Source organism: Mitsuokella sp. AF21-1AC (assembly GCF_003458855.1).
Classification (GTDB): Bacteria; Bacillota; Negativicutes; order Selenomonadales; family Selenomonadaceae; genus Mitsuokella.
In genome coordinates this window covers 68,135-90,691 of record NZ_QRVW01000009.1, presented here as the reverse complement: position 1 = coordinate 90,691, position 22,557 = coordinate 68,135, and the positions used below count along the sequence as shown (strand labels likewise).

The following is a 22,557-nucleotide window of genomic DNA, read 5'->3' as shown; positions in this document are numbered from 1 at the left end:
GGGCCAGAGCAAACCACCAGTTTAACTGGTGGTTTTGATTTATGCATTTTTGTTTTCCGGAAACAAGCAGGGAAATGTGCTGTCGAGCTAGAAAGATAATATGTGAACCGTAGAAAAAGGTAACACGTGACAGGATTGATCAGGGGGAGGTCGTGCTATGATCGGGTTAGAGGATAAAAAAGAAATCTGGCTCGGCTTGCCGCAGGATACGCCGGAGCAGCAGGTATGGGCCGATAATTACTACGATGCCGAGCTGGTGCCCATGGCGCAGGAACGCTTCATCGGGCATTATGCGACGGAGAAGAAAACATCGTATTACGGCATGTTCCTGCTGCTGGGGTCTTCGTGGGAGCAGGTAGCCTTCAATGTCAAGCTCTTGGACCCGCAGAATGTCCATGTGCTTTGCGGCCGGGACCACGACATCCAGCTCTCCTTGCTCTGCAACAATCTGGGACTGGACGAAGGGAGCTTCTGTGTGACGACCATCCAGGAGGGTGATGCGACGGCGCTTTATCGCGTGATCCGCAAGCAGCATGATATCTGGGATTCCATGGGCAGGAGTGCCATCGACATCACGGGCGGTTCGCCTCTGATGCGCACGGCAGCCGCGATGGCGGCTGCCTATCTCGATATCGATGTGTACCGCCTCGAAAGCCACTATATGCCGAAGTATCATCATTATGAGCCGGGTACGGAGCGCATGCAGAGACTCCCGTCGGTACAGTCCATCCTGCTTTGAGCCGGGATGGGACGGTAAGACGCCACAGGAAAGGGATGGCAGCATGAAGCAGATGACGGAGCTGCAGCAGAAAATCGTCGATTTTTATCATCAGAATCCATTTGTTGAATACATTCACGCGCAGGTCGTGCCGACGCCGGACGGTCAGATCCGTCTGGAGCTCGATGTCGAGGAGGAGCATACGAATCTTTACGGCATCATCCACGGCGGCGTGCTCATGACGCTGGCCGATACGGCCATGGGCGCTGCGGCGCTCATGCACAACAAGCGCGTGGTCACGATTGAGCTCGGCATGGATTTCATGCATTCGGTGCCGCTGACGACGCATATTTACGCGCAGGGGCAGGTATTGCACGACGGCCAGCACAACATGACGCTCGAATGCACGATCACGGACCGTGACGGCAAGCTCTATGCCAAAGCGCATGGCACATTCTATGTGCTCGGCCGTGTTGACGATTAAAATAAGATTAATTTTATATTGTTAACAAATAATAATTGTAAATTACACTGGATATATCTGCGAAATGCTGATATAATAAAGTCATCAAGAGATGTTACTACGTATTATCTTTTAGGAGGAAATGAAATGGCTGAAGAAAAGAAAACTCAGTATGCAGGAACTCAGACGGAAAAGAATTTGTGGGCTGCTTTTGCCGGTGAAAGTCAGGCAACGAATAAGTATACGTATTTTGCATCACGTGCAAAAAAGGACGGCTATGAGCAGATGGCTGCACTGTTCCTGAAGACGGCAAACAATGAACGTGAGCATGCCAAGATCTGGTTCAAGGAACTTGCTGGTATCAGTGATACGCCGGCTAATCTGGAAGATGCTGCCGCAGGCGAGAACTACGAGTGGACGGACATGTACGAGGGCTTTGCCAAGACGGCAGAGGAAGAGGGCTTCAAGGTCCTGGCACAGAAATTCCGCATGGTTGCTGCCATCGAGAAGCATCATGAGGAGCGTTATCGTGCACTGCTCAAGAACATCGAGACGTCGCAGGTCTTCGAGAAGAGCGAGGTCAAGATCTGGGAGTGCCGCAACTGCGGTCATATCGTCATTGGCACGAAGGCCCCGGGTGTATGCCCGGTCTGCGCACATCCGCAGAGCTTCTTCGAGGTCAACGCCGAGAACTACTGATTTGCCTGCATAATCATACACCACAGCAAACAAAAGGGAGGACGTTCGTCCCCCTTTTTTCTTTCGCCTCCTGGTCAAGCTAGCGGGGCTTTTTTATTTTGCCTGATATGCTGCAACAGTGCTCGGCATCCCTTGAGCACATCATCATATGTTGCGGAAAAATTATCGGTATACCAGGGATCGGCGACTTCGCGATGCTCGCCGGCACAGTCGAGCAGCAGACAGGTCTTGCGGTCGGGGTCACCCTTTGTCAGGCGTCTGAGATCACACATGTTCTCGTTGTCCATGCCGATGATGAGGTCATACGTCTCGTAATCCTGCGGTGTAATCAGGCGGGCGCGGCGCGGTGTGAACGGGATGCCCTTTTTCCGCAGCTGCGCTTTGGTGCCGGGATGTGTGTCGGAGCCGAGTTCATCGCGATGGCAGGCCGCTGAGGCCACCATAATCTGGTCCTGCAGTCCGGCCCGGCGCACGAGCTCCTTCATGACGAATTCTGCCATCGTGGAACGGCAGATGTTGCCATGGCAGACGAATAAGATACGTTTCATTGCGAATTCCTTTCTGCAAAAAGATACGTTTATTGTAGCATGTATACCGATTTTTTCCTATTGGCGGATTTTTGTATATAGTAATCGTTTTCAGATACATTGTTACAAGTTTGTCCCCGTGTGTGTATCCTGTGTACATACAATAAAATTATCAAAACCTATTGAAAGATAAATGAAATCTATATACAATAATAGCAGGGGGAATCAACAGAAAAATCATAAAATGTGAATGGAGGTTTTTATCATGTTGATTGTTGGAGGACTTATTGTCATCCTTACCTTCGTACTGATCGTCAAAAAGTACGAAGCACGTCTGGTATTATTCTTAGCAGGTCTTTTGATGTGCCTGATCGGTGGCCTGCCGGGGGATGTCATGAAGGCATTCACGAAAGCGATGGTCAACAACTCGCTGGTGCCGACGATCTGTACGGTCATGGGTTTTTCTTACGTCATGCGCCTTACGGAATGTGACCAGCATCTCGTCCAGTCCATCTCGGGTCTGCTCAAGAAGGGCCGCGCCGTACTCGTGCCGCTCTCGTTCCTGCTGACCTGGTGGATCAGCCTGGCCATTCCTTCGGCTTCGGGCTGCTCGGCTGCTGTCGGCAGTATCCTCATTCCGACGCTCATCGCTGCCGGTGTTCATCCGGCCATGGCTGCCGCTACAGTTCTTGCCGGCACCTGGGGCAGTGCCATCAGCCCGGGCAACGCGCATAACCCGTTCGTTGCCGATCTCGCCGGTACGGACATGATGACGGTCATCATCAACGAGACGCCGGGAGCCATCATCGCCTCGATTGCCTGCGTGGCTGTCATGACGGCTTATGCAGTCGTGCGCCGCGAGGGTGCCACGGAAGAACGCCGCCAGGCCTACCTTGCTTCTCTCGGTGAAGATGCCAAGGAACTCGAAGCATTCCATGTCAATCCGCTGCGCGCCATCGTGCCGCTCGTGCCGCTGATTCTCCTGATCATCAGCTCGAAGCAGGTCGGCCTCATCCCAGAAGTCAGCGTACCGCTCTCGATGCTCGTCGGTGTGGCGCTCGGTTTCCTCGTAACGCTCACGGATCTTCAGGAAGTCTGCCGCAAGTTCTTCCAGGGCATGGGCAATGCCTATGCGGATGTCATCGGTCTGATCGTCTGCGCCAGTGTCTTCACGGCCGGCATGACGGCCATCGGCCTCACGGGTGCACTGACGGACCTCATGAAGGGTTCGCAGTCCGCAGCAGCTGCTGCCGGCACGTTTGGCCCGTTCCTCATCGCCGTCATCTCGGGTTCCGGTGACGCCGCTGCCTTTGCCTTCAATGGTGCGGTTACGCCGTTTGCTGAGCAGTTCGGCATGAGCATCATGGATCTCGGCTCTCTCGCTCAGATCGCCGGTGCCATGGGCCGTTCCATCTCGCCGGTCGCCGGTGCAGCCATCATCTGCGCAGGCCTTGCCAAGGTCAACCCGATTGAAGTCTCAAAGCGCAATGCGCTGCCGTGCTTTGTCGCAGCGCTGGTCCTCATGTTCATGCTTTGAGATGGATATATGATAAGTCAAGCTGCCATTATGGTATAATGATGGTGAGCGCATAGAAAGGAAGTCTTTATGATGATTAATCGCGAGCGTGTTTTGCAGGAATTTCTCGAATTGGTGCAGATCCGCTGCTCCACGCGTCAGGAGCGTGAGGTCGGCGATCTTCTGACGAAGCGCCTGGAGGAACTCGGCGGTACGGTTCATGAAGATCAGGCCGGCGTTAAGCTCGGCGGCAACTGCGGCAATCTCGTGGCGGATTTCCCGGGCACGATTGACGCGCCGACGGTCATGCTGACGGCGCATATGGACTGTGTGGAACCCTGCGGCGACGTCCATCCGCAGATCGAGAACGGCATCATCCGCTCCGATGGCACGACGGTGCTGGGCTCCGACGATAAAGCAGGCGTCACGGCCATCCTCGAGACGCTGCGTCAGCTTAAGGAACAGGATATCCCGCACGGCCCGCTGCAGGTCGTATTCACGATTGCCGAGGAGAACGGCGTGCATGGCTCGCAGAATCTCGACAGCAGCCTGCTGCATGCAGATTTCGGCTTTACGCTCGATACGCACGGCCATCCGGGCGTCATGAGCTACAAGGCTCCGGGCAAGAACCAGATCCACATTGCCATCAAGGGCAAGGCTGCACATGCCGGTGTAGAGCCGGAGAAGGGCATCAATGCCATTCAGGCAGCCGGCATCCTGCTTTCTGATGCACCGCAGGGTCGCATCGATGAGGAGACGACCTGCAACGTCGGACGCATCCAAGGCGGCAGCGCGACGAATGTCGTGGCCGATACCTGCGATGTCTTCTACGAGTCGCGCAGCCGCGACAAGGCGAAGCTCGATGCCATCACGCAGCGCATCGTCGATCATTTTGAGCAGGGCGCTGAGAAAACCGGCTGCCAGATTCACGCAGAGGTCAGCCCGGACTACGGTCCTTACGAGATTCCGCAGGACAGCCCGGCCATTGAGGTGGCAAAGCGTGCCGCGGAGAAACTGGGCTTCCCAGTTGAGCTCGAGGAGTCGGGCGGCGGTTCGGATGCCAACCACTTCAATACGTACGGCGTGCCGACTGTCGTGCTGGCTGTGGGCATGACGAACTGCCACACGAAAGAAGAGTATATTGAAGAAAAAGATCTTTACGATGCAGCAGAATGGGCGCTTGAGATCGTCAAGCAGGCTGCAGACTGCAAGCGCGGATAAAAACACAAACAGTTGGGAGAGAGAATGTGACCTGGATCTTATTTGACTGGGCGGGTACCGTCGCCTTTGCGGTTTCAGGCGCCATGGTTGGCCTGTCGCGCCGCATGGATATCTTTGGCGTTATCGTGCTGGCTCTGCTGACGGCTGTCGGCGGCGGCATGGTGCGCGACGTGCTAGCGGGCATCACGCCGCCGGGGGCCATGACGAAGACGACGGATCTCTTGATGTCCATCGTCGCGGCAATACTGGTATCCTTTGCGTATTCGGCCATGCATTTTGACAGCCGGCGCAGGAAGAGCATGACCTTCCTTTACAATCTGTCGGATACCATCGGCCTGGCATCGTTTACCGTGACGGGCGCGTCGACAGGCCTCATGCAGGGGACGGGGGACCCGTATGTGTTCCCCGTCACGCTGGGCGTCATCACGGCCGTGGGCGGCGGTATGCTGCGCGATCTCATGGCACAGCGCGTGCCGGTTGTCCTGCGCATGGACGTCTATGCCGTGGCCTCGTTGGCAGGAGGCATCGTCATGTGCTGGAGCTGGCCCATCTGGGGGACAGAGATCTCTTCCTGGATTTGTTTTCTGGTGGTACTGCTGCTGCGCGGCTGCGCACTGCATTTTGGCTGGCAGCTCTATCATCCGCATCCTGGCGGGCGGATGTTTCATCGCCGCGCCAAACATCAGAATAAAGATCTTTAACTAGCATTACAGGGCGGGAACAGGCTTCCCGCCCTGTTTTCTATCTGTTTTTGATTTTTTGGCAGAAAAAATGAAAAAACCTGTTGACAAAAGCTCTGAAAATGAGTAAAATAGTTTTTGTCAGTCAGTGAGAGACACAGAAAAGCTCGCAGGAGATTGACGGCAGATGCGGAAATAGCTCAGTGGTAGAGCACCACCTTGCCAAGGTGGGGGTCGCGAGTTCGAGCCTCGTTTTCCGCTCCATACTGCGGAAATAGCTCAGTGGTAGAGCACCACCTTGCCAAGGTGGGGGTCGCGAGTTCGAGCCTCGTTTTCCGCTCCATTTGCCTGATTCCGCTTTGCGGATCACATATATCAATGGGCCTATAGCTCAGTTGGTTAGAGCAACCGGCTCATAACCGGTCGGTCCTTGGTTCGAGTCCAAGTGGGCCCACCAAAACAATTTCATAGCCAACAAAACATGACTCAGTAGCTCAGCTGGATTAGAGTATTTGACTACGAATCAAAGGGTCGGGGGTTCGAGTCCCTCCTGGGTCACCATTGTGGGTAGGTGCCCGAGTGGTTAAAGGGAACAGACTGTAAATCTGTCATCTTCGGATTACGATGGTTCGAATCCATCCCTGCCCACCACTATGAACGATGAGACGTCGCGTAAGCGGCGTCTTTTTTGTTGTCTGGAACTTACACGCGGAAGCCTTTGTGTCCTCCATGAAAAAATCCCGACGTACGAGCAATGCGTCGGGATTTTCCTGTATATCGTGTGTGGTTAGAACAGTGAGGTTTGTTCTGCCATTTCCGCGGGAGCGGGGCGGCGGCTGACGAGCGGCTGTTCCACTTTGCGGAAACCGGTCTTCTGCATCTCGGCGAGGAAATCGGCAAGCACGTCGTGGCTTTGCCCGCCGGCTGTAATGCTGAGGACGCAGGTGCCGGATGGCTGCAGAACGCGCGTGATCGTCACTTCATCAGCCGGCAGGCTTTCATTCTGGTCGTTGACGTAGATGATGTCTTTCTGGAGCGGCAGATTCAGGAGTTTCTTTAGCTCGCGCAGTTCGTCAGCGGCGATGCGGCTGAAGGGGAGCCCCAGGTAGCCGGCGAAGGGATTGCTGGCCGGGCCGCCGATGATCTTGGCGAGCTTCTTGTAGCAGTGAAGCGTGGCCAGGGAATCGGCGAGTGCGCCGTGTGCCTTCGTATCCTGCCAGTCGTACTGGAAGTAGGCGGCACATTCAGTGAGCTTGAATTTTCGCCATTTGCCGCGCTGCGTGCCGGGTACTTTGCGGTATTCAGCGAAGGCCTCCATGACATCGTAGGTACGGTGCGGGTGGATGGAGAGGCCGCTCTGGCGCAGCAGGCGGAGGTCAAAGCCGAGGTTGTAGCCGACGAGCATCGTGTCCTCGTCGTTGAGCAGGGCTTCGATTTCCTGTTTGTCGCTGAGAATCGTGGGCATGCCGACGAGGTCCTGCGGACTGATGTGATGGACTTGCTGGGCTTGCGGCCATTCCTTGTGCGACTGCGGAGCGTAGAGCCTGTCGAGGAGGACGCTGCCTTCGCCGTCGACCATGGCCAGGGAAAGCACTTCATCCGTTACGCGCACGCCGGTGGTTTCGGTATCGAAAACGATGATTTTCATCATATCATCCTTTCTTTTCTCTGGGGATCACTTCTGCTCGATGGGGCAGGAGTGGACGGCACCGCCGCGCTCGGCCGTGTGCTTGCCCTCAAAGAGTGCCTGGCTCACGCGCCGCATGAGTTCTTCTTCCTCGGCCTGGGCGCTGAAGACGACGCGCTTGTCCTCTGGCAGCACGTTGCCGTCGAGTTCCGTGATGGCCAGCTGCAGGCGGTGATCCTTGTCCTTGCGGAAGGAGTACGCGCGGCGCGTGGCCAGCCATTCCGTGATCATCTCGATGTTCTGGAATGAGGCATTCTTGTTGTAGTCCTTGTAGACTTCGGCGGCGATGCCGGCAGCTTTCTGCTTGTCTTCCGTGGCACCAATGATGGAGAAGGTCTTGGCCTGTCCCTCGGTGAGCAGCTCGGTGACGATATAGAGCATGATGATCCCTTCCTTTACTTTATATACGGGTGATTTTGACAGATACGAAAAAAGCACCAGCCGCAGCTGATGCCTTACTTTCATATGGTGACCCAGGAGGGACTCGAACCCCCGACCCTTTGATTCGTAGTCAAATACTCTAATCCAGCTGAGCTACTGAGTCATGTTCGTCTTTTGCTCTCGCAATCAACGTATATTATAATAGCATGACCCTGGCGGTCTGTCAACACTTGCCTTTGAAAAAATAAAAATTTTTTCGTAGAGTACGGGCTGTGCGTGATGATAAAAAGTGAATTCTATTCATTTTTCTCTTTATAAAGCGGACATTTTCTATTATAATGGAATAGACACAGAAGGAAGACTGAATGGAAACGGAGCGATCGATATGGAAGAAAAGATGGGACGCAGGGAGCGGAAGAAACTGCAGTCGCGCAAGGCCATCCTGGATGCGGCCGTGCGTGAATTCTCGGCGAAGGGGTTCAAGGAGACTTCGGTAGCGGATATCATGAATGCAGCGGATCTCGGCATCGGCACGTTCTATAATTATTTTCAATCGAAAGAGGAAGTGCTCATGTGCCTGCTGGCCCGCCTCGTCGACGAGGTGGATGCAGGGCTGAACGAGCTGCGGGCTGCGAAACGGCCTTCTTATGAGATGCTTGAAGCCGGCAGCCGCATCACGGCAAGATTCCTCGATGAGAACCGCTTTGTCCTGCCCCTGTTCCTTTCCGCGGCGGAGCAATCCGCCATGCCTGCCGGCCGTCAGGACCGTGCGATGCCGGCGCCTGGCTTCAAGCCGGTCTTTGAGGACATCGTGCGCCAGGGACAGAAGGACGGGGAGCTTCGCCGGGATGTTCCCGCTGAGATCATTGCGGAGATGTTCCATTCTATCTATCAGGCAGCAGCATTCAGCAAACTGCCCATTAATTTCCAGGAGAACGTCGCGCTCAAGACGCGCATTCTCTTGTCCGGCATCAAGAACTGAGCAGGATTTGTGTACTTGTATTTAGGAGTGTTTTGTAATGATCAGTGTAACGAAGCTTTTATTTGCCCGGGAGTATTTTGGCGACCGGCTGCGCTATACAAAGAATGCGCACACGATGCGCAATGGTGCAGCAGAGGGTGTCGGCCCTGTTGTCGTCTGGAATTCGACGAAGACCTGCAACCTCCGGTGCATGCACTGCTATATGCAGTCCGATGCGAAGAAATATCAGAACGAACTGACAACGGAAGAAGCCAAGAAATTCATCGATGATCTCGCGGACTTCCATGTGCCCGTGCTGCTGTTCTCGGGCGGTGAGCCGCTGATTCGCCCGGATTTCTTTGAGCTCGCGGCCTATGCTCAGGAGAAGGGCGTGCGTCCGACGCTTTCGACGAACGGCACGCTGATCACGCGCGAGGTCGCACAGCGCATCAAGGACATCGGCGTGGGGTATGTCGGCATCTCGCTCGACGGGCTCAAGGATGTCAACGATAAATTCCGCGGTGTGGACGGCGCCTACGAGAAAGCCATGCAGGGCATCAAGAACTGCGTGGCGGTAGGTCAGCACGTCGGTCTGCGCTTCACGATCAACCATCACAATATCCAGGAACTTGACCGCATCTTCGATTTCATCGAAGCGGAGAACATCAATCGCGTCTGCTTCTACCACCTCGTCTATTCGGGCCGCGGCGAGCAGATGATGGATCAGGACGTCACGCCGGAAGAATCCCGCCGTGCCATGGACATCATCATCCGCCGCACAAAGGATTTCGAGGAGCGCGGCCTCAAGAAGGAAATCCTGACCGTCGACAATCACTGCGACGGTCCGTACATGTATCTCAAGGCACTCGAGGCCGGTGATGTGGAAACGGCGGCGCAGATCAAGAAGTACATCTCGATGAATGGCGGCAATCGCTCGGGCATCGCGTTCGGCGAGGTCGATCCCCTGGGGTACGTTCATCCCGATCAGTTCACGCAGCATCATACATTCGGCAATGTGCGCGAGCGCAAGTTCGGCGATATCTGGCAGGATACGTCGAATCCGATTATGGCCGGCCTCAAGGACCGCAAGCCGCTCCTGAAGGGACGCTGCGCGAAATGCAAGTGGCTCGATAACTGCAACGGCAATTTCCGCACGCGCGCCGAGGCACGCACGGGTGATTTCTGGGCCTCGGACCCGAGCTGCTATCTGACGGATGAAGAAATCGGACTGACGGAGGAACATAAATGAAGATCATTTCCTGGAATACGACGAATGCCTGCAACATGTACTGCGCGCACTGCTACCGTGATGCGGGCTGCAAGGCCGAGGAGGAACTGAGCACCGAGGAAGGCAAGAAGCTGCTGCACGAGATCGCGAAGGCCGGCTTCAAGATCATGATCTTCTCGGGCGGTGAGCCCCTGATGCGCCCGGATATCCTCGAGCTCGTCAAATGTGCGGCGGACCTTCACATGATCCCGGTCTTTGGCACGAACGGCACGCTCATCACGCTCGATATGGCGAAGAAGCTCAAAGAGGCTGGTGCGCGCGCGATGGGCATCTCGCTCGATTCGCTTGACCCAAAGAAGCATGACAAGTTCCGCAGTTTCCCGGGCGGCTGGGAAGGTGCCGTGCAGGGCATGAAGAACTGTGCGGCCGTTGGCCTGCCATTCCAGATCCACACGACGGTCATGGACTGGAATCAGCAGGAGCTCGAGGCCATGACGGATTTTGCCGTTGAGATCGGAGCCAAGGCACATCATTTCTTCTTCCTCGTGCCGACAGGCCGCGCCAAGACCATCGAGGAGGAGTCGCTGCGTGCCGAGCAGTACGAAGATGTCCTGACGCGCATCATGAAGAAGCAGCAGGAAGTCGACATCGAGCTCAAGCCGACGTGTGCGCCGCAGTTCCTGCGCATCGCTGATCAGCTCGGCTACAAAACGCGCTTCCACCGCGGCTGCCTTGCCGGTCTTTCGTACTGCATCATCAGCCCGCGCGGCAAGGTACAGCCGTGCGCCTACCTCAACATGGAGCTCGGCGATGTGCGCGAGACGCCGTTTGACGAGATCTGGGCTAAAAATGAGGTCCTGCAGAAGCTGCGCACGCTTGACTACAGCGGCGGCTGCGGCTCCTGCAACTACAAGGGCGCCTGCGGCGGCTGCCGCGCGCGCGCTGCCTACTATCACGGCGGCGACTACATGAGCGAAGAGCCCTGGTGCCTCTATCACGGACGCCGCGGCGAATAAGCTGCATACCGAAAAAGAAACGGTCTGTTCACCGGGAAGCCTGCAGGGACTTCCGGCGAACAGACCGTTTCTTTTGGGAAATGGGGGGGATGAGAGAGGGATTATTTTCCAAGCTGGCGTGCAGCGGCTTTGAGCCACTTCCAGTGCCAGGCGAGGTGAAGAACGATGGCGGCGAGCATGATGTAGCCGGACCAGGTGTGGATATTCGAGAAGAGTTCCTTGCCCGCGCGGCCCATGCCGCCGAAGAGATGGAAATCGAGAACAATGCCTGTGATGCCGCATACCAGGATGCAGATGATCAACAGGATATCGAGGTAAAAATTCTTTTTCATCGCTGTCACCTTCTTAGCGTATGTCTGAGTTGTTTCTATCATCAATGATAGCGGAGAATGATGAAAATGTTGTGTATGTTCGCTAAATTTTATCTGAAAATTGGTGGTTATTCTGGGAGGGCTGGCTTATAACGGCGCAGAGGAAGAAGGATGCAGATTCCCTGCCGCAGGGCGGCCGCGAGGGGAGTAACTGTAATGTGTTTTTTAGATTCTGTGCGTAAAATAAGCCGCGTGAGTCTGTTGTTTTATATTTTTATATGAATTTAGGTGAATTTATGACTTTGAACAATCGCAATAAGATCCTTTTGATCATGATGATGTCGTCGTTCCTGACGCCATTCACGAGCAGCGCACTGACGCTCTCGCTGCCGGATATCGGGCGGGATTACGGGGCCTCTCCCAATGAGCTCGGCTGGGTCCTGGAGATATTCCTGCTGGCCTCGATCGTCTGCCTGCTGCCGATGGGCAAGCTGGCGGACCGCCTCGGCAAGCGGCGCATTTTCTTCTGGGGGACGATTCTTTTTACCGTGTCATCTGCGCTCTGCATCGTGACGCCCAACATGTCGCTGCTGCTGGCGGCCCGGGCCCTGCAGGGCGTGGCGGCATCGATGCTCTACGCGACGAACATGTCGATCGTGGCGCTGAGTTTTCCGAAGGAGCAGCGCGGACAGGCACTCGGCTGGATGGTTTCGATGGTCTATGTCGGCCTGGCCTGCGGCCCGGTGCTCGGCGGCCTGCTCAATTACTACGCGGGCTGGCAGAGCATCTTCGTCTTCATCACGCTGGCGTGCCTGGCCTGTGTCGTGACGACGATGCGCTATCTGCATCAGGAATGGCGCGAAACGAATGTATCGGGAGGTGATGGTTCGGGGGGCGTGCTCTACGGCCTGGCCATGATCCTCGCGATGTTCGGCCTTTCAGAGCTCGTGGAACTTTCGTGGGGCTGGGCGGCTCTGGCGGGCGGTTTGCTGCTGCTCGTGGTTTTCGTCCGTCATGAGCGGAAGACGCAGGACCCCATCGTGCCCGTCCATATCTTCGTGGAGAACCGCGAATTCTCGCTGTCAAATCTCACGGCCATGATCAATTACAGTGCGACGTTTGCCATCAGCTTCCTGCTGTCCATCTATCTGCAGTCGGTCCTTAATCTGACTTCGCGGGAAACAGGTCTCATGATGCTGATCCAGCCAATCGTCATGGCCATGCTTTCTCCTGTAGCCGGAAAACTCTCCGACCGCCATGCGCCGACGCAGATCGCGACGCTTGGCATGGCCATCACGGCTTTTGGCATCTTGGGGCTGGTATTGGCCGTCCATCTGCAGTCTCTCTGGCTGGTCGTGCCTGTCGTCGTCGTCATCGGTATCGGCTTTGCCTTCTTTGCCGCACCGAACAACAATGCCATCATGGGGGCCGTGCCGAAGCCTCAGTACAGCCTTGCCACCTCCATGCTCGGCACGGTCCGCCTCGTCGGGCAGGTCGTCTCGGTGGCCATCGTGACGATGATCCTGTCGCTCGATTGGAGCCTCCTGACACCTGGTGCAGAACTCGTGCGCAATATCGAGATTTCCTTCATCGTTTTCACGGTTCTCTGTGTCATCGGCATCCTGCCGTCCGTTGCCCGGCGCTCGCGCACAGCAGCGAAATAATGTCTGGTCAACCTTCATCGGGGGGATGCGGCAGGAATTGAAAAGAGCGGTCATTTCCTGCTATAATGAGGGTGATTTTATGGTATGATACGGACCGCTGCAGGCGGCGTTTAGAGATTGCGAGGGACCTTATGATCAAGATCATTTTTTCGGATATGGATGGCACGCTGCTCGACGAGCACGGCAATGTACCGGCCGGGTTTGATGAGATCGTGGCGGAGCTCGAGAAGCGTGGTGTGATGTTCGCGCCGGCATCGGGCCGTCAGTATTATTCACTGGAGGACAGCTTCATGAAGTACAAGGACCGGTTCCTGTTCCTTGCAGAAAACGGCACCGTCGTCACGTACAAGGGCGAGAAAATCTTCACATGCCCGATGGACAAGCAGCTGGCGCAGCAGGTCCTGAAGACGGCTGAACCATTGAAGCGTGTCTATGGCGTCTTCTGCGGCATGAAGAACGGCTACGTGTTAACGCATCAGTATACGGATGAATTCCTGGAGGAACTCCATAAATATTACACGCATTCGGAGCCCATCCCGTCCTTTATCGATGTACCGGATATCCCCGTCAAGGTGTCATTTTTTGATCCTACCGGTCATGCGGCCGAGACCATCTATCCCGTCATGAAGCCGTTTGAGTCAAAACTGCAGGTCGTGCTGGCCAGTGATCACTGGGTGGATCTCATGAATCCCGGCATCAATAAGGGTGTAGCAGTCAAGGAAGTGCAGAAGCGCTTCGGGATTCGCCCGGACGAGTGCGCGGCTTTTGGTGATTACATGAATGACGCTGAGATGATGGAGGCCGTTTACTACAGTTTTGCCATGGGCAACGCGTATCCGGAAATCAAGAAGCTGGCGCGCTTTGAGACGGCAACGAATGAAGAGCATGGCGTGCTGCTCGGTATCAAGCGCCTGATGAAGGAAGGACTGATATAAATGCGGATTGATTACCACATGCATTTTGAGAAGGGCTCCTATGACGAGAACTGGGTTGAGGGGTTCTTCACGGCTGCCAGGAAGCGCGGCCTCGCGGAAATCGGCATATCCGAGCATTCCCATACGTTCCCTGAGTTCAAGCCCCTGTATTATCAGGATCTGATCCTCGATGATTCCTTTATCGGCAGTTTCCAGCAGCAGTGGCTCAAGACGAATAAGTTCAAGTATACGCTCGACGAGTATTTCGCGTTCATGCACAAGCTGCAGCAGCATCATGACGTCAAGATCGGCATCGAGGTCTGCAACTTCCAGGATCAGGCGGCAGTCCGCGATATCCTCAAGGATTACGACTTTGACTACATCATCGGCTCCGTCCATTTCCTGCATGGCTGGGCCTATGATTCATCGGAAATCAAGGCGGAGTGGGACAGGATTCCGCTTGAGAGAATCTACGAGTGGTATGCGGAAGAAGTCGAGAAGCTCGCAGCTGCCGGCCTTTATGATGTGCTCGGCCATCCCTTCAACATCCGCCTGTTCCGTTATCTGCCGGATTTTGATGTGACACCGTACCTCATGCGTGTGGTCAAGGCGTTGAAGAAGGCCAATATGGCAGTCGATGTCAATACGGGCACGTATTACCGGTATCCCATCCATGAGATTTCACCGTATCCGGATTTCATGAAGCTGGCGGCACAGTACGATCTGCCCATCATCACGACGTCGGATGCGCATAAACCGGAGGACTGCGGCAACTACAATCAGATGGCTGTCGATTATGCCAGGGAATTCGGTTATACGGGCACATTGCGCTTCTCTCATCGCAAACGTTCGTTTGTTTCGTTCGATTGAAGTATAGTTTAAAATTATTTTATCATATTTTTTATTGTAATCCTCTTGACGTGTCCGATGGGGAAGGATATAATAAGCATGAACCGGGCGAGAGACGGTTGGAGGTAAGTCCATTTCACTCACATTTCGTTTGCACGGATGTCGCGTTTGTTTGATGTTTGGCAGTTTTGGTTGGGAAAGGTTGCACGTCAAGGATGTGTCTGGTGCTGCAGGTGATTGATCGAGATGGGTTTTGGATGTTTGTTTTACCATTACTGATTTTGTAATCATGCAGTAACGAGGAGAGGTTTTATCGTGAAAGTACAGATTTATTCCCAGTGGTGTGAAAACGTATTTGTTCCGGCCAGAGTCAAGCAGTTCTCGAAAGCAGCCCGCCTGATGGGATGCACGGGGTTCCAGGATTATGCCGAGCAGCATGACCTGAAGGATGCCGAGGCGCTTGATGAGCGCGAGCTCGTAGGCCGCTGGCTCGACAAGAATGCCGGCGAAGCTGCCGCCAAGGCAGAAGGCGTTGCCTGAACAAGAAGACACTGAGACAGCAAGAGGCGTATGACGAAAGCCGTCATACGCCTCTTTTTTGATTGAGCGATTTGCTTGCTGCGATTCTCTCTGGTGGATGCTTAGTGAGCGCTGCCGAGTAGGATCAGGCGCAGGCCAAGGGCAAACATGGCCAGGGACAGGAGCGTCAGGATGACCTTTGACTTCGTCTTGCGCGAGATCTTGGCGCCAATCTGCGCGCCGATGGCTGCGCCGATGGAGATGCAGATTGCCGGAATCCAGACGATGTGATTGAGCATATAATGTGAGACGACGCCAAAGGCCGAGGAGCAGGCCAGCACGAAGTGGCTGGTCGCCGTGGCGACGTGGACCGGGAAGCCGAGCAGATAGATCATCAAAGGCACGTGGATAACGCCGCCGCCGATGCCGAAGATGCTCGAGAGGAAGCCGACGCCGAGGCTGGCGATGATACCGAGCATGCGATTGTACTGGAAGTCCTTCGGCAGCTCGAGAAGGTCCGTGGCCGGCTTGTGCGTGGAGTTCCAGTACATGATGATGGACATGATGAGCAGGAAGATGCCGAAGTAGAGATCGAGCATCGGCGTACTGAAGCGGTTGACGATGTAGGAGCCGAGGATGGCGCCGGGCAGCGTTGCAATCGCGAAGGGGATGGCGGCGTTGAAGAAAACGCGCTTCTGGCGGATGTAGGCCAGCGTGCCCGAGAGGGCATTGGCGAAGACGACGACGAGCGAGGTGCCCGCAATCTGTCCGGCCGTGTGGAAGTAGGGATAGATGCCGCCCTCTGACATGCAGAGGATGAAGATCGGGACGCAGATGAGGCCGCCGCCGATACCGACGAGCGTGCCGAAGACGCCGACGCCGACGCCCAGCACGAGGAATAAGATGATGTCCATGGATTGCCTTCTTTCTTTGTTTTCAAGGAATTGCAATGCCATTATACCATATTCGTCCGCAGGATTTCATCCGCTGGCCATATGACTTTCCGATAGAGACGATACTCTTTTCGTTCGTGTCTCATTGTCAGTCTTTTTCTTCTTTTTCGGCAGGTATTTGCAGAACACAGCGCGAATTATCTCATTATAAACAATCAGGAAAGAGAGGTTGGTCTTTATGAAACGCTTTATGGATGAAGATTTTCTCTTGAATTCGGAACTTGCCGAAGACCTGTATCACGAGTATGCAGAAAAGCTCCCCATCATCGATTACCATACCCATATTCCTGTGCGGGATATTGCGGAGAATCGGCAGTATCACAATCTTTCTGAGGCGCTGGTCGATAATCCGGTGGCCCGCCGGCTGATGCGCGGCAACGGTGTGCCGGAAAAGTACATCACGGGCGGCGAGGCCACGGCACGCGACCGCTTCCAGTATTTTGCCGAAGCGCTTGAGAAGGCAGCGGGCAATCCGCTCTACACGTGGGTGCACCTGATCCTGCGCCGCGTCTTTGACTGCCGGTATATCCTGAGTGCGGCGACAGCGGATGAGGTGTGGACGCACTGCGAGGAGAAGATTCGGGATGGTTCGGTGACGGCGCGTTCGCTGCTGGCAGATGGTCATGTCGAAGTACTGTTCACGGCGGACAACCCTGAGGACACGCTCAAATGGCACCGCATGCTGCGCGAGGAGGGGTATCCTGTCAAGATCCTGCCGGTCATGCACCCCGATGCCGCCCTTGACATTGCCAATCCGGAGTGGGGCAATTACATGCTCTACGACCTCGGGCAGACGGCGGATGTCGATATTACGACCATGCGGGATGTGCGCGAGGCACTGGCCAAACGTATTGATTACTTTGATGCCATGGGCTGCCGCACGGCTGACCACGGTTTCCCGCGCATCGTTTACCGGGAAGCGGAAGAGTACGAACTCGACGATATCGTCGGCCGCGTCGTCCACAGCAAGGGCGCGCCGAGTCAGGAAGAGGTCGAGAAGTACCAGACGGCTCTTCTTCGTTTCCTCGGCAAACAGTACGCCGACCATGGCTGGGTCATGCAGATTCATTACGGCATCCTGCATGATGTGAATCAGGCCATGAAAGCCAAGCTCGGCACAGGGGCAGGCTTCGACTGCATCAGCTCGAGCAGCAACGGCGAGGGCCTCGCCAAACTCCTCGACCTGCTTTCGCGTGAGGAAGCATTGCCGCGCATGATCATCAGCTCGATGAATCCGGCCGATGAGATTGTCATCGGCGCCATCCTCGGCGCCTTCCAGGCGGCAGAGCCCGGTCATCTGCAGCTCGGTCCCTCCTGGTGGGTCAACCAGACGCCTGCTGGCATCCGCCGTCAGTTCGCCGCGATGGCCAGCCTTGGCATCCTCGGCACGGGCGTGGGCTTCGCCACGGATATGCGCAGCGTGATGTTCTGGCCCTGCCATGAATACTATCGCCGCATCCTCTGCGATTACCTTGCTGACCTTGCCAACCAGGGGCTTTACCCTGCTGACCAGGACGCACTGGGCACACTCATCCGCAATGTCTGCTATGAGAATATCAAATCGTTCTTCCATATAGTAAAGATATAAAATCAACCATATCAAATCTATAGATAATCATATTAAAATATGTTCTAATTATCTATAGAAGGGAAGTGGACCCCATATGTTTGCTAAAGATGTTCTTCGTGTCTTGCAGGTTTCCAGGCCAACGCTCACAAAATTACCGGTCGTGTCGAGGTGTGGTCGTGACCTGAAATCGTGAACTTGTTGCATTGCTACTCCATGAAGCCGTATTCCAGCAGCAGAAGACTGCGGAAGATCAAGGAGGCGATAGAGGATGATGAAACGAGTGGAACACCACCGGCTTAAACCTTCTTCACCTTTTTGCGCCATGCTGCGCAACTTCTGCCATCGTTCCAAGAACCTCTACAATCACGGGAACTTTCTGATTCGCCAGACGTTCATCGAAGATGGCAAATGGTTGCGCTATGGGGAAATCGACCGTCTGCTTAAGGCTGACGCAGAGTACCCCGACTATCGGGAGATGCCGACTGCACAGACGGCACAGCAGACGCTTCGACTGCTGGACAAGAACTGGAGAGGCTGTGTTCAAGCAGGTACGCATCATCCCGCATGGTGGTGAGATTGATCTGGAGCTTGTCTATGAGATTCCCGAGGTCGAAGAGAAAGCGGACAATGAGTATTCCCGAACGTGAACGCAGACGGGATAGAGGGCGTAGCGTTGCGCCCAGCTGTAGTAGCCCTTTCGATGAGCGCTCGTCGCAGCTCCGGCTGCGCCTGATGCGAGAAAGAGTGAACAGCGAAATTTATTAAAAATACAAATATTATTATTTTGTATTTTTAATAAATATAACGTGGAATGATTGGCTGAAACAGCATTGAATCAAACGCAACAAAAAAGAGGCTTCGCGTTCCGAAGCCTCTTTTGCTTGCAAGTGGCGGAGTGGAGAGGATTCGAACCTCCGCACCGGTTACCCAGCCTAACGATTTAGCAAACCGTCCTCTTCAGCCTCTTGAGTACCACTCCATATGGCGGAGAGGGTGGGATTCGAACCCACGGTGCATTGCTGCATCACCGGTTTTCAAGACCGGCTCCTTAAACCACTCGGACACCTCTCCATATGAAGTCATTATAGCAAAGAAACGGAGCATGTGTCAAATGAAGCGTTGTTTTCGTGCGTTGCCAGAGAAAAACAGAACTGCTATAATGAAGAATAGAAGAAGGAACCCGCCTGTTCGCTGTCACTGCTAGGCGGGTTTTCTGAATGCTGCGGGTCTGTGAAAGGCGTCCTCATGGGCGGCTGATTATATTGGCAGCGAATCTTATTGTTCGGGAGTGCTGAGAATGAAAATCGCGTTTTTTGATTCGGGCATCGGCGGGCTGTCTGTCCTGCATCATGCCATGCGTGTCCTGCCGCATGAGCAGTTCGTGTTCTATGCGGATGAGGATCATGTACCTTATGGCGTCAAGACGCAGGAAGAAGTGCGCGGCTTCGTGCAGGAAGCCTTTGATTTCCTGCTGACGCGTGATGTCAAGGCCATCGTCGTGGCCTGCAATACGGCGACCTCCGTAGCGGTCAAGGATATGCGCCGCCGCTACGATATCCCCATCATCGGCATGGAGCCGGCTGCCAAGAAAGCACTCGATCTCGATGGCGAGCATCGCGTGCTCGTGACGGCCACGCCAATCACGGTCAAGGGAAAGAAGATGAAGGTCCTGATTGACCGTGTGGACAAGGAACATCTCGTGGACCTTCTGCCGCTGCCGCGGCTCGTGGAGTTCGCGGAACGCGAGGAATTTGAGTCGCAGGCCGTGACGGATTATCTGCAGCAGGAGTTCTCGGCATTTGACCTTGCTGAGTATTCGGCACTTGTCCTCGGCTGCACGCATTTCAACTATTTCAAGGACACGATGCGCCGTCTCATGCCGCCGGCCATGCATTTCGTTGACGGCAATGCCGGTACGGTGCGGGAGCTCGTGCGCCGTCTCAAGGAGCGCCATGCCCTTGAGAATCTGCCGCAGAGGGTCGAGTATTATTATTCGGGCCGCCTCGTCAGGGAAGAAGCGGAGCTGCAGCGCATCGGCCGCTACCTGAAGCGGCTCGACAAGGTCTACGAGCTCAATTGATTCTTGACTTTCCATGGCTTTTGTTCTACCCTATACATTGTATTTCTAATCAAGAAACCTGCATGAGGAGGGATGGCCGTGTCAGTGATTACGGAACATCATGTCAACTTCTACGATACGGACGCCATGGCGGTTGTACATCATGCCAACTACATTCGCTGGTTTGAGACGGGCCGCGTTGAATATCTGCGCAAATACGGGATTACCCTGGGGGAGATGATGGAAGACGGATACGTTTTCCCCATCACCGAGGTGCGGGCGAAGTACGTTTCGCCGGGCCGCTTCGATGATGTCGTCCAGATTGAGACGACGGCCAAGGCTCTGACGCGCGCGAAGATGGCGTTCTCTTACCGCGTCTTTAACAAGAAGACAGGGGTCCTCATGGTAACGGGCTTCACGCAGAACGTCTTTACCCATAGCGATACGGGCAAGATCACGCGCCTGCCGGAGAAGTATTACCGCAAGCTCCAGCAGGCCATGGCGGAAGAACAGCAGGCTCTGGCAGCTGCAGAGGAAAAAGACTGAGGAGGAAGTAACGTGACGGTATTATATGTAATCATTGGCCTCATCGTGGCCGCAGTCATCGTGGCAAAACTTTATCTTTGCGCGGTCGGCAAGGAAAAGGTTGTCGTGAAGACGGATGCCCCGTTTGTCGTGGAATCCCAGACGGACGACAGCATCGTCATCTCCAAGAAACTGACCTTTATCAATGAGGGCAAGCAGTGTGCGACGATCATGGATGCCATGGTACGTCCGCAGCTGCCGTACGAGCAGTACGACGGCATCGAGGCACGTGGCAAGGCTGAGCGCGAAGGGGAGCCCCGCGAGGACGATTATTTCGAGGCTGTGCTCATTCAGAAGCTCGGCGACCGCAACCATGAGGACAAGCTCAACATCTTTGCCAAGGTCAAACTGACGCCGCGCAAGGGCCTGAGCCTCAAGGAAGCGCTTTCTCATATGGTCGACTTGCCGATGGATGTCATCTGGATGGAAACAGGCCGCACGCCGTGGCATTACACGAAGGTACGCCTGACTCTGCCGGCTGAAGAGATTGCCAAGCTCGCCGGTGTCGAGCTCGTTAAGGATTGAGGACTGAGGGAGGAATTATCATCATGGCAGAAGCAAAACTTGATTTGATCCCGGTCCCGACGCGCATCCTGACCGAGAAAGACGATATCGTCGACAGCATTGAACGCTATACGAAGGGCAAGATTGGCCCTGACGACCTCCTGTGCACGGCAGAGAGCGTCGTTGCCATCACGCAGGGCCGCTTCGTGCGCCCGGAGGATCTCAAGATTACGCGCGTCGCACAGTTCTGCTGCCGCTTCATCCCGGATTACGGCAGCCTGGCTTCGCCGCATGGCATGCAGTCCCTGATGGATGTCGAAGGCAAATGGCGCGTGGCCTTTGCGCTGTTCGCGGGCTTCCTCGGCAAGCTCGTCGGCCAGAGCGGCCTCTTCTACAAATGGGGCGGCGAGCAGACGGCGCTCATCGATGATGTCACGGGTACGATGCCGCCGTTCGATAAATGCATCGTCTACGGCCCGAAGGATCCGAATGAAGTCGTCAAGAAGATCCAGCAGCGTCTCGGCTGTTTCGGCGCGATGATTGCCGATGTCAATGATCTCAAGCGCTCGCGCGTGGTCGGTGTGACGGATAAGGTCGATGGCCAGATGGCAGCAAAGCTGCTCATTGACAACCCGTTCGGCAATGCCAGCCAGAAGACGCCGATCTGCATCATCAAGAACTATCGCCAGTATCAGGAGAGCAAATCCGGCAAATAAGCGTTGATTTTATGGAAGCCCTCCCCCTTGCGGGGGAAGGCTCTTTTCTTTGGAGGGTGAAGGCATGGCAAGAATTGACAGAAGGCAGGCCGGTGACCTGCGGCCGTATGAGATTCATCGCCATTTCCAGAAGTATCCGGCGGGTTCGGTGCTCATTGAGATGGGGAATACCAAGGTCATTTGCGCGGCTTCCATCGAGGACCGCGTGCCCTTTTTCCTGCGCGGTACGGGAGAGGGATGGATCGCGGCAGAGTATTCACTGCTGCCGAGTGCGACGAGCACGCGCACGCAGCGCGAAGCCGTCAGGGGACGCCAGTCCGGCCGGACGCAGGAGATTGAGCGCCTGATCGGCCGCAGTCTGCGTTCCGTCGTCGATACGAAAGCTCTCGGTGAGCGCACCATCCAGATTGACTGCGATGTCATCCAGGCGGATGGGGGCACGCGCACGGCTTCGATTACCGGTGCCTTTGTTGCGCTGGTCGAGGCATGTGCGTCCTTTTATGAGAAGGGGAATATCTTTCCCGTCAAGGATTTCCTGGCTGCAATCAGCGTGGGCATCAGCCATGAGGAGGAGCCGATTCTCGATCTTTGCTACGAGGAGGATTCGCAGGCCATCGTCGACATGAATGTCGTCATGACGGGAGACGGCCGTTTCGTCGAAGTGCAGGGGACGGGCGAGGGCCGTCCGTTCAGCCATGAGGAGCTCAGCAGCCTCCTGGCGCTTGGCGAGCGCGGCTGCCGGGAACTCATTTCGTATCAGAAGGATGTGCTGGGCGGGGAACTCGTCTGGCTGGTAGGCCGGGAAGGATGAGAAAA

25 protein-coding genes and 8 tRNA genes are annotated in these 22,557 nt (G+C 55.2%); 25 read left to right on the top strand and 8 right to left on the bottom strand.

All coding sequences use genetic code 11. The annotated features are described in order from the left end of the window. The first annotated feature begins 157 nt into the window (after positions 1 to 157). The 3 genes from DWX75_RS05115 (at position 158) to rbr (ending at position 1,880) form a co-directional block, all read left to right on the top strand. Positions 158 to 739, top strand: a complete 582-nt coding sequence (locus tag DWX75_RS05115; protein WP_118015247.1) for a hypothetical protein — start codon at positions 158 to 160, stop codon at positions 737 to 739. Between the two features lie 43 nt (positions 740 to 782). After that, positions 783 to 1,202: a PaaI family thioesterase gene (locus DWX75_RS05110; RefSeq protein WP_118015246.1), complete on the top strand. Its 420-nt coding sequence runs from the start codon at positions 783 to 785 to the stop codon at positions 1,200 to 1,202. 126 nt (positions 1,203 to 1,328) lie between these two features. Further along, positions 1,329 to 1,880, top strand: a complete 552-nt coding sequence (rbr, locus tag DWX75_RS05105) for a rubrerythrin (RefSeq protein ID WP_118015245.1) — start codon at positions 1,329 to 1,331, stop codon at positions 1,878 to 1,880. 74 nt (positions 1,881 to 1,954) lie between these two features. On the opposite strand, the gene DWX75_RS05100 is transcribed toward rbr, so the two are convergent. Further along, entirely contained in the window at positions 1,955 to 2,428 is a 474-nt protein-coding gene (locus tag DWX75_RS05100) for a low molecular weight protein-tyrosine-phosphatase (protein ID WP_118015244.1), read from the bottom strand. A gap of 244 nt (positions 2,429 to 2,672) precedes the next feature. On the opposite strand from DWX75_RS05100, the gene dcuC reads away from it, so the two are divergent. The 8 genes from dcuC to DWX75_RS05060 all read left to right on the top strand — a co-directional run bounded on the left by dcuC (position 2,673) and on the right by DWX75_RS05060 (position 6,475). Beyond that, positions 2,673 to 3,944 carry a C4-dicarboxylate transporter DcuC gene (gene dcuC, locus DWX75_RS05095; protein WP_118015243.1) on the top strand — a complete coding sequence of 424 codons (1,272 nt, stop codon included), beginning with the start codon at positions 2,673 to 2,675 and terminating at the stop codon, positions 3,942 to 3,944. 72 nt (positions 3,945 to 4,016) lie between these two features. Beyond that, positions 4,017 to 5,144 (top strand): M20/M25/M40 family metallo-hydrolase, encoded by a 1,128-nt coding sequence (locus tag DWX75_RS05090; protein WP_118015242.1) that lies wholly within the window; start codon positions 4,017 to 4,019, stop codon positions 5,142 to 5,144. A 26-nt stretch (positions 5,145 to 5,170) separates the two neighbouring features. Continuing rightward, entirely contained in the window at positions 5,171 to 5,845 is a 675-nt protein-coding gene (locus DWX75_RS05085; protein ID WP_233519478.1) for a trimeric intracellular cation channel family protein, read from the top strand. Positions 5,846 to 6,013: 168 nt separating this feature from the next. Then, positions 6,014 to 6,088, top strand: a tRNA-Gly gene (locus DWX75_RS05080). A gap of 4 nt (positions 6,089 to 6,092) precedes the next feature. Beyond that, positions 6,093 to 6,167 (top strand) — tRNA-Gly (locus DWX75_RS05075). Positions 6,168 to 6,204: 37 nt separating this feature from the next. Beyond that, a tRNA-Ile gene (locus DWX75_RS05070) sits at positions 6,205 to 6,281 on the top strand. Between the two features lie 26 nt (positions 6,282 to 6,307). After that, positions 6,308 to 6,385, top strand: a tRNA-Arg gene (locus DWX75_RS05065). A gap of 4 nt (positions 6,386 to 6,389) precedes the next feature. Then, positions 6,390 to 6,475 (top strand) — tRNA-Tyr (locus DWX75_RS05060). Between the two features lie 136 nt (positions 6,476 to 6,611). Here the strand turns inward: DWX75_RS05060 and DWX75_RS05055 are convergent. The 3 genes from DWX75_RS05055 to DWX75_RS05045 form a co-directional block, all read right to left on the bottom strand. Continuing rightward, positions 6,612 to 7,475 (bottom strand): 3'-5' exonuclease, encoded by an 864-nt coding sequence (locus tag DWX75_RS05055; protein ID WP_118015241.1) that lies wholly within the window; start codon positions 7,473 to 7,475, stop codon positions 6,612 to 6,614. Between the two features lie 24 nt (positions 7,476 to 7,499). Continuing rightward, on the bottom strand, positions 7,500 to 7,892 hold the full coding sequence (locus tag DWX75_RS05050; protein ID WP_118015240.1) for a hypothetical protein: 393 nt from the start codon (positions 7,890 to 7,892) through the stop codon (positions 7,500 to 7,502). Between the two features lie 85 nt (positions 7,893 to 7,977). Beyond that, positions 7,978 to 8,055 (bottom strand) — tRNA-Arg (locus tag DWX75_RS05045). 222 nt (positions 8,056 to 8,277) lie between these two features. On the opposite strand from DWX75_RS05045, the gene DWX75_RS05040 reads away from it, so the two are divergent. From DWX75_RS05040 to nirJ2, 3 genes are read left to right on the top strand one after another with little or no spacing between them, the layout of a single operon-like run. After that, the gene (locus DWX75_RS05040; protein ID WP_233519477.1) at positions 8,278 to 8,874 is read left to right on the top strand and encodes a TetR/AcrR family transcriptional regulator; all 597 of its coding nucleotides are present in this window, start codon (positions 8,278 to 8,280) and stop codon (positions 8,872 to 8,874) included. Positions 8,875 to 8,911: 37 nt separating this feature from the next. Continuing rightward, complete coding sequence (gene nirJ1, locus DWX75_RS05035) at positions 8,912 to 10,102, top strand: putative heme d1 biosynthesis radical SAM protein NirJ1 (protein WP_118015239.1); 1,191 nt, start codon at positions 8,912 to 8,914, stop codon at positions 10,100 to 10,102. After that, the gene (gene nirJ2, locus DWX75_RS05030; RefSeq protein ID WP_118015238.1) at positions 10,099 to 11,097 is read left to right on the top strand and encodes a putative heme d1 biosynthesis radical SAM protein NirJ2; all 999 of its coding nucleotides are present in this window, start codon (positions 10,099 to 10,101) and stop codon (positions 11,095 to 11,097) included. Before nirJ1 ends, nirJ2 begins: the two co-directional genes overlap by 4 nt. Before the next feature lie 101 nt (positions 11,098 to 11,198). On the opposite strand, the gene DWX75_RS05025 is transcribed toward nirJ2, so the two are convergent. Next, complete coding sequence (locus tag DWX75_RS05025; protein WP_118015237.1) at positions 11,199 to 11,429, bottom strand: DUF4405 domain-containing protein; 231 nt, start codon at positions 11,427 to 11,429, stop codon at positions 11,199 to 11,201. A 281-nt stretch (positions 11,430 to 11,710) separates the two neighbouring features. Between DWX75_RS05025 and DWX75_RS05020 the strand changes: the two genes are divergently transcribed. From DWX75_RS05020 to DWX75_RS05005, 4 genes are all read left to right on the top strand, one after another. Then, the gene (locus tag DWX75_RS05020) at positions 11,711 to 13,072 is read left to right on the top strand and encodes an MFS transporter (RefSeq protein ID WP_233519476.1); all 1,362 of its coding nucleotides are present in this window, start codon (positions 11,711 to 11,713) and stop codon (positions 13,070 to 13,072) included. Positions 13,073 to 13,203: 131 nt separating this feature from the next. Further along, on the top strand, positions 13,204 to 14,007 hold the full coding sequence (locus DWX75_RS05015) for an HAD family hydrolase (RefSeq protein ID WP_118015235.1): 804 nt from the start codon (positions 13,204 to 13,206) through the stop codon (positions 14,005 to 14,007). After that, positions 14,008 to 14,856: a histidinol-phosphatase gene (locus tag DWX75_RS05010; protein ID WP_118015234.1), complete on the top strand. Its 849-nt coding sequence runs from the start codon at positions 14,008 to 14,010 to the stop codon at positions 14,854 to 14,856. It abuts the gene before it with no gap. A gap of 294 nt (positions 14,857 to 15,150) precedes the next feature. Continuing rightward, entirely contained in the window at positions 15,151 to 15,375 is a 225-nt protein-coding gene (locus DWX75_RS05005; protein ID WP_233519475.1) for a hypothetical protein, read from the top strand. Positions 15,376 to 15,476: 101 nt separating this feature from the next. On the opposite strand, the gene DWX75_RS05000 is transcribed toward DWX75_RS05005, so the two are convergent. Next, positions 15,477 to 16,268 (bottom strand): sulfite exporter TauE/SafE family protein, encoded by a 792-nt coding sequence (locus DWX75_RS05000; protein WP_118015232.1) that lies wholly within the window; start codon positions 16,266 to 16,268, stop codon positions 15,477 to 15,479. Positions 16,269 to 16,485: 217 nt separating this feature from the next. On the opposite strand from DWX75_RS05000, the gene uxaC reads away from it, so the two are divergent. Further along, complete coding sequence (gene uxaC, locus DWX75_RS04995) at positions 16,486 to 17,895, top strand: glucuronate isomerase (protein ID WP_118015257.1); 1,410 nt, start codon at positions 16,486 to 16,488, stop codon at positions 17,893 to 17,895. Between the two features lie 250 nt (positions 17,896 to 18,145). After that, positions 18,146 to 18,451: a hypothetical protein gene (locus DWX75_RS04990; protein ID WP_233519474.1), complete on the top strand. Its 306-nt coding sequence runs from the start codon at positions 18,146 to 18,148 to the stop codon at positions 18,449 to 18,451. A gap of 314 nt (positions 18,452 to 18,765) precedes the next feature. Here DWX75_RS04990 and DWX75_RS04985 read toward each other — a convergent pair. Together DWX75_RS04985 and DWX75_RS04980 are read right to left on the bottom strand one after the other, a co-directional pair. Next, positions 18,766 to 18,856: transfer RNA gene (locus tag DWX75_RS04985), tRNA-Ser, on the bottom strand. A 3-nt stretch (positions 18,857 to 18,859) separates the two neighbouring features. Further along, positions 18,860 to 18,948 (bottom strand) — tRNA-Ser (locus DWX75_RS04980). 226 nt (positions 18,949 to 19,174) lie between these two features. On the opposite strand from DWX75_RS04980, the gene murI reads away from it, so the two are divergent. The 5 genes from murI to rph all read left to right on the top strand — a co-directional run bounded on the left by murI (position 19,175) and on the right by rph (position 22,552). Then, entirely contained in the window at positions 19,175 to 19,957 is a 783-nt protein-coding gene (gene murI, locus DWX75_RS04975; RefSeq protein WP_118015231.1) for a glutamate racemase, read from the top strand. A 78-nt stretch (positions 19,958 to 20,035) separates the two neighbouring features. Next, positions 20,036 to 20,482, top strand: coding sequence for an acyl-CoA thioesterase (locus DWX75_RS04970; protein ID WP_369974333.1), 447 nt, complete (start codon positions 20,036 to 20,038; stop codon positions 20,480 to 20,482). A 12-nt stretch (positions 20,483 to 20,494) separates the two neighbouring features. Beyond that, positions 20,495 to 21,046 (top strand): hypothetical protein, encoded by a 552-nt coding sequence (locus DWX75_RS04965; protein ID WP_118015229.1) that lies wholly within the window; start codon positions 20,495 to 20,497, stop codon positions 21,044 to 21,046. A 23-nt stretch (positions 21,047 to 21,069) separates the two neighbouring features. Continuing rightward, positions 21,070 to 21,741, top strand: a complete 672-nt coding sequence (locus DWX75_RS04960; RefSeq protein ID WP_118015228.1) for a F420-0:Gamma-glutamyl ligase — start codon at positions 21,070 to 21,072, stop codon at positions 21,739 to 21,741. 64 nt (positions 21,742 to 21,805) lie between these two features. After that, positions 21,806 to 22,552 (top strand): ribonuclease PH, encoded by a 747-nt coding sequence (rph, locus tag DWX75_RS04955; protein ID WP_118015227.1) that lies wholly within the window; start codon positions 21,806 to 21,808, stop codon positions 22,550 to 22,552. Positions 22,553 to 22,557: the final 5 nt, after the last annotated feature.